Consider the following 14,016-nt stretch of genomic DNA (forward strand, 5'->3'; position numbering starts at 1 on the left):
GCCGCCGGCGTTTCACCCGAACATCCGACGAATGGAGACCGTCATGACGGAGTACGACATCGATGCCCTGCAGGTTCTGCCGGAGGAGGTCCGCACGGAGGACGCCCGTGGCGAGGAGCACGCCGCCGCGCTGATCACCGCCTGCCGCTGGCTCACGAGCGGCTGCTGACCCACGCCGCTCGGGGCGGGGGCCGGCGTTTCCGGCCGGCCCCCGCCCGGGAGTCACGACCGTAGACTCGAAGTGCGGGCCCGCCTCGCCGCCGCGCGAGGGGCCGCGCACGGCAGGGAGGCGGCGATGACCAGGCTGACGGGCAGGGCCCTGCGGGTGACGGTCTTCGTGGGGGAGTCCGATCTGTGGCACCACAAGCCGCTGTACACCCAGATCGTCGGCCGGGCCCGGGAGGCCGGTCTCGCGGGCGCGAGCGTGTTCCGCGGCATCGAGGGGTTCGGCGCGTCCTCGCTGATCCACACCCAGCGGCTGCTGTCCCTGAGCGAGGACCTCCCGGTGGCTGTGGTCGTCGTCGACACCGAGGAGAAGATCCGCGCCTTCCTGCCCCAGCTCGACGAGATGGTCGGCGAGGGTCTGGTGATCCTCGACGACTGCGAGGTCATCCGCTACGTCGGCCGCCGGGAGTCCGCGTGAGGCGCCCGCGCGGGATTCAGGAGGGCATGACCGCAGCGAGGCCCTTGCGGAGGTCGTCCGGGTTCATGACCGGCGAGTAGTGGATCTTGGCGCCGATCTCCATGAAGAACGGTTCCGAGATCTTCGGCATCAGGGAGGGGTCCGCCAGGTCGAAGAAGAGGTACGCGGTCCGGCAGCCGTTCTCCACGGTGAAGTACGCCGCTTCCGGCTGGAGTTGCTGGAGCGCGCCCTCCATGAGCTTCAGCAGCTTTCCCTGCTTGATGGCCTCGTTCGAGGCCTGGGTGTCCATCTGCACCTTCAGCAGCATGCGCATGACGCGGCCTTTCCCGGCCGGGCGGGCGCTCCGTTCGGGGCGCCCGGGACCCCGGACGCGCTCAGTTCCAGCGTCCCCCCGGGACGGCGAAGGGACCACTCGGCGGACGAGCCACCTCCCGCCCGGGCCCCGCGGCCACCCCCCCCGCTATTGCCCCCGGGCGAGGAACGCGGGCCGCAGGGACGTGTCCACCGGGTCGTAGTACCGGTGGAAGACCGGAGTCGCGGAGCCGGACACGGGCGGGACGATCCAGCTCCAGTCGGCGGGCGTGGGCCTGCCGTGCCGGCTCTCCCGCGCGATGTGCCGCAGGAACCGCTCGGACTCGGTGTGGTGGTCGGCCATCGTCACCCCGGCCTCCTGGAAGGAGTGCAGCACCGCCACGTTCAGCTCGACGAGCGCCCGGTCCCGCCACAGCGTCCGCTCCGAGGAGCGGTCGAGCCCCAGGCGGTCGGCGACCACCGGGAGGAGGTCGTACCGCTCGGCGTCGGCCAGGTTGCGGGCGCCTATCTCCGTGCCCATGTACCAGCCGTTGAACGGCGCCGCCGGATAGCGCACCCCGCCGATCTCCAGCGTCATGTCGCTGATCGCCGGCACCGCGTACCAGCGCAGCCCCAGCTCCGCGAACCACCCGTGGTCCGGGTGCCGGAGCGGCACCTCCATGACGCAGCGGTCCGGCACCTCGTACCACTCCGGCCGCGCGCCCGGACGCTCCTCGACCATCAACGGGAGCACCTGGAAAGGCTCTTCGTCCCGCTTCCACCCAAGGTCGAGGGCGCGGGCCGTCGACGCGGCGCCGCGCGGGTCACCGGCCCAGCGGCCCTCGGGGGTGCGGTGCCCGGCGTACCGCACGAGCTGGTCGTTGACGATCCTCGGCGCGGGCCGGCCCGGCCGGTCCGGGGCGAACACCGAGATCACCGGACGGATCCGGCCGCCGTTCCCCGCGAGCCGCAGGTGCTCGAAGCAGTGGGCGGCGATGTCGTCGGGCGTCGTGACGTGCCGCAGGTCGCGCACGACGAGGCTGCGCCAGTAGAGCCGGCCGATGCAGCGGGCCGCGTTGCGCCAGGCGACCTGGGCGCCGAAGGAGAGCTCGGCCGGGGTGTGCGCGTACGTGCCCGTCCTGCCGATCTCGGCCAGTGCCTCACGGACCCGGCGCTCCACGTCCCCGGCGCCGGGCTGTTCCCGATGGAACTGCCGGAGGAAGTCCTCGGCCTCCTGCCGATCCGTCACATGCGGTGCGTACGCGGGCGGTTGGCCGGCCCGTCCGTCGGACGGGGAAGCGGGCGTGAACGGACAGGTGCTGACAGCGGCGGCCTTGCGGCGGCGACCTAGACTGAAGACCAAGGTGTTTCCCTCCCGCCCCCATGACTACCGCACGCATCCGCACGATTGTGGAGAGTAGTGGGAGTTCCGGATGGGGGAGGTGCCGCGCTGGTAGGGTGCCCGGCGCCGAGGGCCCGGGCGCCGGGGCCGCCGCGGCCCCGGGGGCTCAGAGCCCCGCGACCTTGGCCGTCGCCGACAGCTCGTACACCAGCGTGACCGTACGCCGCCCGCCGGGCGGCAGCGAGACGTCCCAGCGGACGATGCCCTCGGCGTCGACCGCGCCGGGCGCAGGGGAACAAGCCTCCTCGCGCAGGCGCACCTCCACCGCCGAGACCTCGGAGACGGGGATCCGCTCCCGAAGGACGATCACCCGGTCACCCCGCTCTCCGGGCGGTGAGAACCGGGAGACGTGCAGCCGGACCGTGCGGGTGACCACGGTCCGCTGCGTGAGGCCCGTGGTGTCGCGGGACTCCTCGGCGTACCGGACCACCCGGTGGTCGTCACGGCTGCCGAAGGCCAGCTCGAAGGGGGCGCCGGGGGCCGTGAAGTCCAGGGAGCCACGGCCCGTGAACCCGCTGCCCCGGACGAGGTCCACCGGCCCGGCGAGCAGCGTGTGACCGGACAGGTTGTCGCCCCGCACCACCTGCGTGACCAGCGGGGACAGCTCGGGCGAGCAGGCGTACTCACTGCTCGCGAGCGTCGTGAACGAGGACAGCGGCACCCGGTGGGCACGCCCGTCCGAGGGCACGGAGACCGCCGTGGGGGAGTGCAGGACCCGCGCCTCCCCGCCGTCGTCCACGCCCGGCAGACCGAGCACCGGGGCCGGTCCGAGCGTCGCGATCTCCTCCTCGCGCACCTCGACGTCGATCGTGCGGCGCTCCGCCGCGGTGCGGTCCTTGAGCGTCAGCCGGTCCTCGGTGAGCCGCGGCGGATCGGTCGCGAGCGCAGACCGTGCGGTCGACAGCGTCAGCCGTACGTCCGACCAGTCCTCGCCGGTGCGCTGCCAGACCACCGCGCCGGTCTCCAGCGTCAGGGAGTCCCCGTCCAGCGCGGCCCGGTACGCGGGTCTCCACAGCGCGCACGGGGTGAGGTGGCTCACCCGCAGCCGTACGGGCCCGGCGGCCGAGGCTTCCACGGTCAGCTCCACATGGGCGACCAACTCGGGGGGCTCCTCCTCGGCGAGTTCCAGGGCCCGCCGGGTCGAGCCGAGTTCGGTGTGGAGGACCCCCAAGCGGGCTTCCACGGCGCGGAGTTCCTCACCGCGAGTGTCGCGTTCGGCGTCCACGCGGTCCAGTTCGCGGCCCCAGCGGGGCCCCTCGGACTCGCCGAGGCCGGCACCCTCGCCGATCTCGCGCAGCAGGTCGGCGGCGAGCCGGCCGAGCAGGTCGAGACGGGCCCGCAGCCGGTCGCGCCGCTGCTCCACCGCGAGGCGTTCCTCCTCCAGGGCGTGCGAACGGCGGCGGAGGGCGGAGTCGTCCTCGGCCGGAGCCATCGGGGCCCGGGGCGTCCAGTCACGGACGATCCGCGCGTCGAGCACGGTGGCCGGGTGGCCGGAAGCCAGCTCGGCGTGGAGAGTGCGGTCGACGGCCAGCGCGCTGACCGGCCCGAGGCGCAGGCGCCGCACGCCCGCCTCCAGGTCGAGCGTGGCGGTGCGCTCGACGTGGGCGCGGTCCTCCAGACAGGTGACGGCGGTGACGGGCAGCGGGATCGGCCGGGATTCCGTGGTCATGGTGGGTGTCAGCTCCTGCGGTTGCCGTCGACCAGGGCCTTGCCGGCCGGTATGCGGATCTCGTAGCCGCCGTCCAGCGCGGCGGTGCCGCCGGCGGGCAGCTCCACCCGCCAGACGCGGGTGCCCGGAGCGTGCGGCTCCGGCGCGGCTCCCTCGTCGGGTGCCGTCCAGTCGGCGCGCTCCTCGATGCGGACGTCCGGTTCGGAGGAGACCGGCACCCGCTCGTGGACCTCGACCGTGACGGGGCCCGTGAGGCGGTTCGCCAGCTCCACGTGGACGCGGTGGTCGAGCACGGTGACGTTGTTGCGCAGACCCGCGGTCGACTCCTTCAGATGGGTGCGGCGGGTGACGCGGACGCCCTCGGCGGGCCCGAGCCCCAGCCGGCGGACACCACCGGGCGCGAGGGTGGGCAGGGCCGCCGTCACCAGGAAGTCGTCGTCGACGGTGACCTCCACCGGGCCCGCGAGCAGCGCCTGGCGTGTGGTGTTGGAGACCGCGAGGGTCGCGTAGACGGTCTGGTCCACGGACGGCACACAGATGTGCTCGGTGTGCAGGACGACCGGGATCTCGCCGACGGTGACGGTGTGCCAGGTGCCGTCCGAGGGCACGTCGGCACGGGCGGCGGCGTCGAATCGGTGGTCGAACGAACCCGCCGACGCACGGGGGCGCACCGCGTGCCGGGGCAGCGGCAGCGCCGCCACCGTCTCGGCGCGGCGCCGGTACTCGTCGGCCACCGCGTCGGCGGACGCGCCGGGGAACAACAGGCCACGGCGGGCGCCGGGTTCCTCGGGGCCGGCGAGGACGAGGGCGGCGTAGTCGAGTTCGGCGCCGCTCGGCTGCGGCGGACCCACCGGCGGCGGGGGCGCCGCGGCGCCCGGGGCCGCCGGGGCCGCGGGTGCGGCGGCCTGGGGCGGGCGGGCTCCGAAGCCCGCGCCGCCGCCGCGCGGGCGCCCGCCGGGGCGCGGGGCCGCCGCCCGCGCGCGGCCCGGCGACCCGCCGCCGAGGAACTCCGGGGCGGAGCCGTACGCGGCACCCGGCTGCGCGGGCCCGGCGGGCGGCGGGGGCGGCGGTGCCGGTACGGCGGCGGGTGCGGGCGCGGCCACGGGAACGGGCACGCCGCCCCGCAGCGCCGAACCGACGGCGAAGGGCTCCGGCGCGGGGCCGGCCGCCTCGTACCCGGAGAACAGATCGGCGAGCCCCGCCGGGGGTTCGCGCCAGCCCGAGGGCGCGGGCGCGGACTGGCGGCGGCCGATCCGGACCGAGCGGAGCGCCGGGAGATCGGTGCGGCGCCGCAGATCGGCCGTGGCGAGCGCGATGCGCACCCCGGTCCAGTCCTCGCCGGTCCGCTGGGCGACCGAGGCACGCAGCACCAGGCGGCCGCCGCCGTCACCCTGACGGTGGGTGAGGCGGTACGTCGGCACCCAGACGGCACCCGGCACGCCGTACTCCAGCTCCACCTCCACCTCGTCCGCCGCACCGGCGCCGTCAAGGGTCAGAACAGCGCAGACCGTGGTCTCCACGTGGGCCGGCGGCGCGTCGGTGGAGGCGCGGTCGAGCTTGTCGAGGGCGACCTCCAGCTCGTGCTCGGCGAGCAGCACCGCCTCGTCGAGCTCGGCGAGCCGGGCATGGAGCGCCGCCAACCGCTCGTCGACGAAGTCGGCGAGCTCCAGCCACGCCTCGACCGGGGTACGGCGGTGCGGGTCCTCGCGCTTGCGGGGCGGCGGGACCGGGCGCAGACCGCCGACCTCCGCGATCAGGGCCGCCTGCCGGTCACGGCGCGCCAGCGCCGCCGCGTGGACCTCGTGCAGCCGGTCGGCCTCGCCCCGCAGGCCGTCGGGAGCGCCGGCACCCCGGGGCTCCGCCTCGACCTCCACGCGCGCCTCGGTGACCCGCACGGCGGAGTCGCCCAGGACCCGCGCCCGCAGGGAACCCGGATCGACCGTGCGGGGCAGGCCCGTCACCCGCACCCGGCCGTCCGGCGGCACGACGCCCCGGGCCAGGCGCCGGCACAGCGCGCCCTGCGCGTACACCACGACCGAGTCGAGGGCGGACCCCCACCTCCGCGCCGCACCGATCGTCATGCGTCCCCCTCTTGCCCCGTGTGTGTCGGGGGAAGCCTACGCCGGAGGCGCCGGGGGGCCGGGACCTTGTCCGGGACCGCCCGGCCGCTGCAAGATCCTCTTTGTGAGGGTCTCGGGTGGGAACGTGGAAGGAAGGGCCGGTGTGTCGTGGGGGAGATGACCAAGGGGAGCAACGGATTCGTTCCGTCGGTGCCGTTGAGGATCGCCGTGCGCGGCGGTGTGGACGCGATGGCGCTGCTGCTCGGCGACGCCGGCACGGTCAGGGGTGACGGAGACGTCGTCTTTCACGGCGCCCCGGTGCATCCCTCCGGGACCGTCCGGCTGACGCAGGTGGAAGCCGGTACGGCGTGGCTGGAGGTCGGTCTGACCGCCGTGGAGGAGCAGATCACCCGTGTGCTGCTCGTCGGTTCGACGGAGCGGGGAGCGATGCGGGACGCCGCCGGACTGTCGGTGGAGGCCTACGCGCCCGACGGCACCTCGGTGGCGCGGTACGACGTCACGGACGCCGGCGGGGAGACGGCGATGGTGCTGGCCGAGCTGTACCGGCGGGCGGGCGGCTGGAAGTTCCGCGCCGTGGGCCAGGGGTGGGTCAGCGGGCTCGCCGGTCTGGCCACGGACCACGGCGTGGACGTGGCCGACACCGCACAGGCCGGGGGAGGAGCGGCGGTACCGGCTGCGCCTGCGCCGGCGCCCGCTTTCGCGCCTCCGCCCGTGCCCGCGCCCGGCTTCGCGCCTCCGCCCGCTCCCGCGCCTCCGGCCGCGGTGGTCCCTCCCACGGTGATCCCGCCCGTGGCGCCCGTCGCTCCCGGAGCCGCCGACTGGTGGACGTACGGGCCCGTGTTCGAGCCGTACACGGAGACCGGCCGGGACAACGACGTGATCACCGTGGGCGGGCTCCCGCCGGGGCCGGTCGTCGTCCAGCTCGACGTCAGGGGCGACGGGTACACGGGGCTCTGGGTGCTCGACCGGCGCAACAAGGAGAAGGACAACCTCGTCAACAGCACGGAGGAGGACTTCCGGGGCCGCCTGCTGGCCACCGTGCCGGCGCACGGCACCCTGCGCCTGAAGCTGCAGGCCGAGGGGCCCTGGCAGGTCCAGGTGTCGCCGCTGGCGGCGGCGCGCCGACTGACGGAGGAGGAAGCGGAGTTCCGCGGCCCCGAGGTGCTGCTGCACACGGGAGGGGTGGCCGACATGGCCGTCCACTACCGCGGCGACGACAACCTCATCGTCCACGTCTACGAACTCGCGGGGCACGACGACCACACGACCCTGCCGCAGTACGAGAACGTGGTCAACGAGATCGGCAAGCGGCGCGAGACCGTTCCGCTGCCCGAGGGGCCGCTCGTCGTCCAGTTCGAGATGGCGGACGGCCCGTGGCGCGCGCGGCTGAAGCGCGTGCAGCCGCCGACCCGGCCCCCGCACCCGGCCCCGCCGGGCGCGACGGCCCCCGTCCCGTTCGCCGCCCCCGGTGAACCGACCTGGCCCGACAAGCAGTCGGTGCCCGGTCCGCGCAGGAACTGGTTCTCGCGCGGCCGGGACTGACCGTCGGGACACCGCCGGCCGGGCCCGGCCGGCGGCGCGCGGCGGCGCGCCGAACGAGGTGCGCCGCCGCCCGCCCCGTCACCTCATCGGCGCTCGGCCGCGGACGCCGCGGTCAGAGCCGCCGCGACCTCGTCCGCCAGGGCGACCGGGTCGCCCGTCGGCACCGTGGGGTAGGCCTGCCGGCCGTGCGCCCAGGCGTCGTCCCGGGCGAACCAGTCGATGGCGGCCGGCGCCGTGCCCCGTACGAGAGCGGTGTCGAGCCCCGCGAAGTACGCGGCCCAGCGCGGCGCGTACACGTCCCGCACGAGACCGGCCCATTCGCGGTTGGCGTAGTCGCGCAGCCCCCCGGTCTCGCTCGGCCCCCGGTCGGCCCAGGTGGTGAGGATCGAACGGGCGTCGTACTCCAGCCGGTCGCGCTCCGCCGCGTCGGCACCCCAGGAACGGGCGCCGGCCAGCCAGGGCCCCAGCAGGAAGCGGCGGTCGGCGGCGACGAGCCGTCCGAGCAGCTCCTCGTCGGCGTTCCACTCACGCACCAGCGCCCGGAACCCCGCCAGGTCCTTCGCGTCGTACGCGGTCCTGATGCGCGGCAGCAGGACGCGGGCCCGGTTGGTGAGCGCCTGACGCGCCACGTCCACCAGGTCGAAGCGGTATGCGTCCGAGGACCGCAGCGCCGGAGCCACCTGGAGCAGCTCCGACAGGGCGCGCTCCACCGTCCCGGCGTCGTACCGCATCGCCGTCGGGCTCCAGCGCGCCGCCGTGGCCGCCGTCAGGCTCGGCCGCGCGGTGAAGAGGCTGTCCTGCGGCTCGCTCCACGTGCCGGACGCGCCGCTGTACGGGCCGAGGCGGAGCTGCTCCCACGCGGCGGCCGCGTGCGGGTCGGCACCGCCGTACCGCCGGGCCGCGTACGCGGCGAACCAGGCGCGCTGGTCGACCGGGCCCGGCTCCCAGGCGAGTTCGGTGAACAGGTCGAACGCGGCCGGGTTGCCGCCGGTGCCCTCCGGGAGGTACGCGATGCCGCGCAGCGCGCTGCCCGAGCGGGACAGCCACGCGGGGAAACGCTCCGTCCACACACCCGTGTTGGCGCCCAGGGTGGTGTGTCCGCCGAAGTTCGGGATCGCGCCGAAGGCGTAGGGCGCCCCGCCCCACTGGGCCTCGCGGTCGAGCCCCTCGTACCGGTCGGAGAGGCCGTCGACGATCAGCACCCGGTTCCGGTCCACACCGTTCAGGAGGATCGCGGACGGGTTCTTCTGCCAGCCGAGCATCACCCAGGTGGCGCCGGGGTGCGCGGTGTCCAGGGCCTCCTGCACGGCCCCCGCCGCCCTCGTGACGTCCACCGTGCCGGGGGTGCCGCCCTCGTGCAGCAGGTCCATCTTGAACATGTCGCTCTCACCGAACCGCAGGCGCTGCGCCCGGTAGTAGGCGGCGGCCAGTTCACCGAAGACGGGACCGGTCGGATCCAGCCAGTCGGGGCGGGCGAACCCGACCCACTTGCCCTGCGGGACGGTCGCCGCGCCGGGGTTCCGGTCCGCGAAGCCCGGCGGCACCGTACCGAAGAACCCCGGCAGCACCGGGGTCATCCCGAGGTCGCGCAGGTGTCCCGCGATCCGGCTCCCCAGCGCCGCCCGGTCCTCGATCAGCCGTTCGGACACCGGCCCTCCGAAGCCCGACATGTTCTGCAGCAGCCACCAGGCCTGATGCGCGGGCCCGGGGATCCACGCCCGCAGCTCCGCCGCGTCGTAGCCGAACTCCTGGAGCGCCTCGTAGTACGGGTACTCGGCACCGGTCGGCACGAAGACCTCGTTCACCCCGTGCAGCGCCATCAGATCGATGTCGCGCTGGTACGAGGCGAAGTCCCGGTACGCGCCGGAGTAGCCCTCGTCGGTGTCGTTCAGGGCGTAGCGGTGGGGCACGGCCGCGGATCGGGTGATCGTCCCGGACACCGCGGGCAGCGTGGCCGGCAGACGGCCGACGCTGTCGCCCGGCCAGCCGATGTCGACCCCGGCGACCCGTTCGAGGTACCAGCCCACTCCGGTGAGCAGCGTGGCGGGCGAGGTGCCCCGCACCTCGATCGCACCCGCCCCGCCGGAGACCGAGAAGTAGTCCCCGGAGTCCGGTTCCTCGACGGGGATCAGGGCGAACTGTCCTGCCCTGGAGGCCAGCAGGCGCTCCAGGCCCGCCCGTGCGGGCCCCGGGTCGAAGGCGGGCGCGGCGGCGGAGGCGGCGGTGCCCGGCGGGGCCGGCACGCCGGGGGCGGCGGAGGTCACGACGGCGAGCACCGTGACGACGAAGGTGTTGCGGCAACGACGGATCAGGCGGCTGCCCATCAGGCTCCCTGCTCGAACAGGACGACGGCACGGGGCCTGCCTCCCGGACCGCGCCGGGCTCGCGGGCCCCGATCCGGCCCGATCCGGAAGACAGGCCCCGGGGCGACCACTTTCCGACGCCCCGCGCCCTCGGCCACGCAAGCGGAGCCGGGGACCGACGGCGCTCATCCTTGCGGGTGCGCGCGTTCGAGTCGAGGGTGCGAACGAGCCGGGTCCGCGGCGGGGCCGCGCGCTTCGCGCCGCCCGTTCCGCGGTCCTCGCTTCGCGCCGGCCGCTTCGCGCCGCCCGTTCCGCGGTCCTCGCTTCGCGCCGGCCGAGCGGTGGCCGTTCCGTGGTGTCCGTTCCGCCGTGGCGACCCGAGGTGACAGATCATGGGGACGGTCTCCCGGCCCTCCGGCGCCGGGGAGCGGTCGTGGGCGGCGCGGTGTACCTGCCGGCCGGTGCGCCTGGCAGACTTCGGCCCCCGAGGTCGTTCCGACCCCTTACTCCTGGAGGACCCATGGCGCAGTGGCCCGGTTCCCCGGCCCGCACCGGCGGGTACGTTCCCCCGGCCGCGCGCGGGCGCGCGAACGGAAGGGCCGCGCGATGACCCTGTGCCGTACCCGCCGTGCCGACCCCACCGCGCTCCTCGTCCGCAGCGCTCCCCCCGAGCCCACCGCCGCCGTGCTGTTCCTCCACGGCGGCCGCGCCGAGGGCCCCGAGCCGCCGCCCGCCCTCAACCTCCCGGCGCTCCGCATGCGCCCCTTCGTCGGCGCCGTCACCCGGGCCGTCCGGGGCCGGGGCGTGCTGATCGCCGAGGTGCGCTACCGCCACCGCGGCTGGAACGGCGCGCGCGCCGACGCCGCCCGGGACGCCGAGGCCGCCCTCGCGCGGCTCCGGGAGCAGGCCGGGTCCGTGCCCGTCGTGCTCCTCGGCCACTCCATGGGCGGCCGCGCCGCCCTCCGCGCGGCGGGCGACCCCGCCGTGCGCGGGGTCGTCGCGCTCGCGCCCTGGTGCCCCGCCGACGAGCCCGTGGACCACCTCGGCGGCCGGCGCCTCTACCTGCTCCACGACGAGACCGACCGGGTCACCTCGGCCCGCCAGTCCTGGGAGTTCGTCCGGCGGGCGAGGGAGGCGGGCGCCGACGCGGCGGGCATCCCCATGCCGGTCGGCGGCCACGCGATGCTCCGGGGCGCGGACCTCTGGCACCGGCGCGCGGCCGAACTCACGGCGGCGCTGCTCTCGCACGGCTGACGGCGGCGGGGCCGGTTCAGGGGCGCGCGGCCGGGGGAGGGAGCAGCTCCGCGCAGGCGGCGCGGGTCGCCGCGTGCACGGCCCGTGCGAGCCGCGCGCCCCAGAGGGAACGCGGCCCCGCGAACGACTCGACGGCGCCCCCGCCGGGCGAGGGCGCGGCCACGCACACCGCGTCCGTCGGCGTGCCGGAGGCGTCGGCGCCCAGTTCGACCAGGGCCTGCACCTTGGCCTCGGTGGCGGTGGCGACCGCGTTCACGAGCGCGGCGTCCGTGAGCGCCACCGGGAGGCAGACGATGATGTTGATCGTTCCGGGGCGCGGGGGCGTGACGCCGCCGGCCTCCGGGAGCGCGGCCCAGCCCCGTACTCCGATCCCGGCGGTGACCACGGCCTGGGCGCCGCCGTCCTCGGCGTACCGGCGGTCCGCGACCGACGCGGCCGTCATGAGCCCCACGCCCGCGCCGTCGAGTCCGGCCCCGGAGGCCAGGTCACGGAGGTGGGCGACGGGGTCGAGGCGGGCGTAGCCGGGCGGGACCTGGGCGTTGACGACCCACTGCCGCTCGCCGATGCCTCCGCCGAGGACGGCGCTCGACACCATGCGGACGCCCGGGCCGGGGGCCCACACGAGCAGCGGCCACTCCCGGCCCTGTTCCACATGGCCGAGGAGGGCGGCGTCGGCGAGTGACGGGCCGGTGAGAAGGGTTCGCGGAAGCACCCCACACCCTAACGCGCGCCCTCGCAACACCCCGGGCCGGCCCGGGTGGGCCGCGTCCGCCCCGGGTCGGCGGGGCCCGGCCGCCGCCAGGACCGGACGCCGCCAGGTCCCACCCGTACTGGCGCGGGCGCCCCCGACGAGGACGCCTACCCGTACGGAGGGGTACGCGTTCGTGGGTGCCCAAACGGAAGCGGGGCCGCTCCCCGAAGGGTGCGGCCCCGCCCCCGCCGTCTCAGCGGGCGCCGGGCCGGGAGTCCAGGCCGAGTACGGCCGTGAGGGCGGCCCGTACGGCCGATTCCGGGTCCTCCGACGTCCCTTCGGACCGCCACGCGACGAATCCGTCCGGGCGGACGAGCACCGCCCCGTTCGCGGTGACGCCGTACGCCTGCGCCCAGTCCTCGCCGTCCGCGGCGGACAGCTCCGCGTCCGGCCCGTCGCCGATCCGGTACGAGACGAGGGGCACCCCGAGCCGCTCGGCCACGCGTCCCGCCGCGGTGTGCCAGCCGCCGATCGCCCCCGCCGAGCTCAGCAGCACGGGAGTCCGCTCGTACAGGTCCAGGGTGGAGATCCGCTCACCCGACCGGTCCAGCCACAGATGCGGTGCGCGGCTGCCGGGCTCGCCCGTCAGGTTCAGTCCGTCCGGGACGACCGGCACCGTCGTGTCCGCGCCCAGGACCGCGCCGCGCGGATAGCGGTAGCCCAGCGCCACGTTGAGGATCCCGCCCCGCTTCCCGCCCGCCCCCGGCCCGGGGGCGTACCCGGGGTGGCTGTGCTCGACCGAACGCGACGAGGCGCGGGCGCTGGTCGCCTCCGCGACGGGCCGGCGCTCCGCGTCGTAGGACGCGAGGAGTTCGGGGCCGGCCCAGCCGCCCAGTACCGCCGAGAGCTTCCACGCGAGGTTGTGCGCGTCCTGGATGCCGGTGTTGGAGCCGAAGGCCCCCGTGGGCGGCATCTCGTGGGCCGAGTCGCCGGCGAGGAACACCCGCCCGTCCCCGTACCGTTCGGCGATCCGCTCGGCCGCGTGCCACGGGGCCCGACCGGTGATCTCCACGTGGAGGTCCGGTACGCCGACGGCGCGCCGGATGTGCTCCCTGCACCGCTCGTCGGTGAACTCCTCCAGGGTCTCGCCGTGTTCGGGATGCCAGGGGGCGTGGAAGACCCACCGCTCGGCGTTGTCCACCGGGAGGAGCGCCCCGTCGCCCTCCGGGCTCGTCAGGTAGCAGACGATGAAGCGGCGGTCGCCGACGACGGCCGCGAGGTCGCGCGACTCGAACGTGATGCTCACGTTGTGGAACAGGTCGCCCGGGCCGGTCTGCCCGATCCCGAGCTCCTCGCGGACGGGGCTGCGCGGCCCGTCGGCCGCGACGAGGTAGTCCGCCCGGATGGTGGTGTGCTCGCCGGTCTCCCGGCTCTTGACCCGCGCGGTAACCCCTTCGGCGTCCTGCTCGAACGACATCAGTTCGGTCGAGTACCGCAGGTCCCCGCCGAGCTCCCGCGCGCTCTCCAGGAGCACGGGTTCGAGATCGTTCTGGCTGCACAGGCACCATTCGGCGGGGCTGAACCGGGCCAGGCCGCCCCCCGGGTCGATGTGCCGGAACAGCCACTCGCCGGCATCGCCCACCAGGGTCGGCGTCTGCAGGATCCCGTTGTTCGCCGACAGGGTCTTCGCGGCCTCGTGGATGCGCCCGCGGACACCGGCGCCGCGGAAGACCTCCATGGTGCGCACGTTGTTGCCGCGTCCACGCGGGTGGACCGAGGTGCCCGCGTGGCGCTCGACGAGCGTGTGCGGCACGCCGAGACGCCCCAGGAAGAGCGAGGTGGACAGGCCCACCAGGGAGCCGCCCACGATGAGGACGGGCGTGCGGTGTCCGATCTCACCGGTCGCTTCGCTTCGGTTCATCGATGGCCTCCAGCGTCACCGGTGACGCGGGTCGGGGATGGGATGCACATGCCTGCCCGGCGAGGCCCCGGACCGTGCGCGGAGGGCACCCGAATGACGCGTTGTTCACTCATCCGCTCCGTGGGACTCGCGTAGAACGTGCGCCCGAGCCAACGTTCGGTACATGACGACCCCGGCCTTCGGAGCCAGGCGGTCCCTCCCCGCTCTCGCAGACGAGAA

The 14,016-nt window shown here is 75.5% G+C and carries 11 protein-coding genes; 4 read left to right on the forward strand and 7 right to left on the reverse strand.

Annotated elements, in window-relative coordinates:
- Positions 1-43 precede the first annotated feature (43 nt).
- Together ACN9MM_RS34620 and ACN9MM_RS34625 are read left to right on the forward strand one after the other, a co-directional pair.
- Complete coding sequence (locus ACN9MM_RS34620) at positions 44-169, forward strand: hypothetical protein (RefSeq protein WP_255325155.1); 126 nt, start codon at positions 44-46, stop codon at positions 167-169.
- Positions 170-295: 126 nt separating this feature from the next.
- Complete coding sequence (locus ACN9MM_RS34625; RefSeq protein ID WP_426367697.1) at positions 296-643, forward strand: DUF190 domain-containing protein; 348 nt, start codon at positions 296-298, stop codon at positions 641-643.
- Positions 644-659: 16 nt separating this feature from the next.
- Here ACN9MM_RS34625 and ACN9MM_RS34630 read toward each other — a convergent pair whose 3' ends face one another.
- The 4 genes from ACN9MM_RS34630 to ACN9MM_RS34645 form a co-directional block, all read right to left on the reverse strand.
- Entirely contained in the window at positions 660-956 is a 297-nt protein-coding gene (locus ACN9MM_RS34630; RefSeq protein ID WP_426367698.1) for a hypothetical protein, read from the reverse strand.
- Between the two features lie 147 nt (positions 957-1,103).
- Positions 1,104-2,183, reverse strand: a complete 1,080-nt coding sequence (locus ACN9MM_RS34635) for a nitric oxide synthase oxygenase (protein WP_426367699.1) — start codon at positions 2,181-2,183, stop codon at positions 1,104-1,106.
- Between the two features lie 259 nt (positions 2,184-2,442).
- Complete coding sequence (locus ACN9MM_RS34640) at positions 2,443-4,005, reverse strand: mucoidy inhibitor MuiA family protein (RefSeq protein ID WP_426367700.1); 1,563 nt, start codon at positions 4,003-4,005, stop codon at positions 2,443-2,445.
- A gap of 8 nt (positions 4,006-4,013) precedes the next feature.
- Entirely contained in the window at positions 4,014-6,086 is a 2,073-nt protein-coding gene (locus ACN9MM_RS34645) for a DUF4139 domain-containing protein (RefSeq protein ID WP_426367702.1), read from the reverse strand.
- Positions 6,087-6,242: 156 nt separating this feature from the next.
- On the opposite strand from ACN9MM_RS34645, the gene ACN9MM_RS34650 reads away from it, so the two are divergent.
- Positions 6,243-7,628, forward strand: a complete 1,386-nt coding sequence (locus tag ACN9MM_RS34650) for a TerD family protein (protein WP_426367703.1) — start codon at positions 6,243-6,245, stop codon at positions 7,626-7,628.
- Positions 7,629-7,711: 83 nt separating this feature from the next.
- Here the strand turns inward: ACN9MM_RS34650 and ACN9MM_RS34655 are convergent, their stop codons facing one another.
- On the reverse strand, positions 7,712-9,952 hold the full coding sequence (locus ACN9MM_RS34655; protein ID WP_426367704.1) for an alpha-N-acetylglucosaminidase: 2,241 nt from the start codon (positions 9,950-9,952) through the stop codon (positions 7,712-7,714).
- A gap of 585 nt (positions 9,953-10,537) precedes the next feature.
- Here ACN9MM_RS34655 and ACN9MM_RS34660 point away from each other — a divergent pair.
- Positions 10,538-11,185, forward strand: coding sequence for an alpha/beta fold hydrolase (locus ACN9MM_RS34660; RefSeq protein ID WP_426367706.1), 648 nt, complete (start codon positions 10,538-10,540; stop codon positions 11,183-11,185).
- A gap of 16 nt (positions 11,186-11,201) precedes the next feature.
- Here the strand turns inward: ACN9MM_RS34660 and ACN9MM_RS34665 are convergent, their stop codons facing one another.
- Together ACN9MM_RS34665 and ACN9MM_RS34670 are read right to left on the reverse strand one after the other, a co-directional pair.
- Positions 11,202-11,897 carry an adenosylcobinamide amidohydrolase gene (locus tag ACN9MM_RS34665; protein ID WP_426367707.1) on the reverse strand — a complete coding sequence of 232 codons (696 nt, stop codon included), beginning with the start codon at positions 11,895-11,897 and terminating at the stop codon, positions 11,202-11,204.
- Between the two features lie 232 nt (positions 11,898-12,129).
- Entirely contained in the window at positions 12,130-13,797 is a 1,668-nt protein-coding gene (locus tag ACN9MM_RS34670; RefSeq protein ID WP_426367708.1) for an FAD-dependent oxidoreductase, read from the reverse strand.
- Positions 13,798-14,016 lie beyond the last annotated feature (219 nt).

The organism is Streptomyces sp. E-08 (assembly GCF_049913095.1).
Lineage (GTDB): Bacteria > Actinomycetota > Actinomycetes > Streptomycetales > Streptomycetaceae > Streptomyces.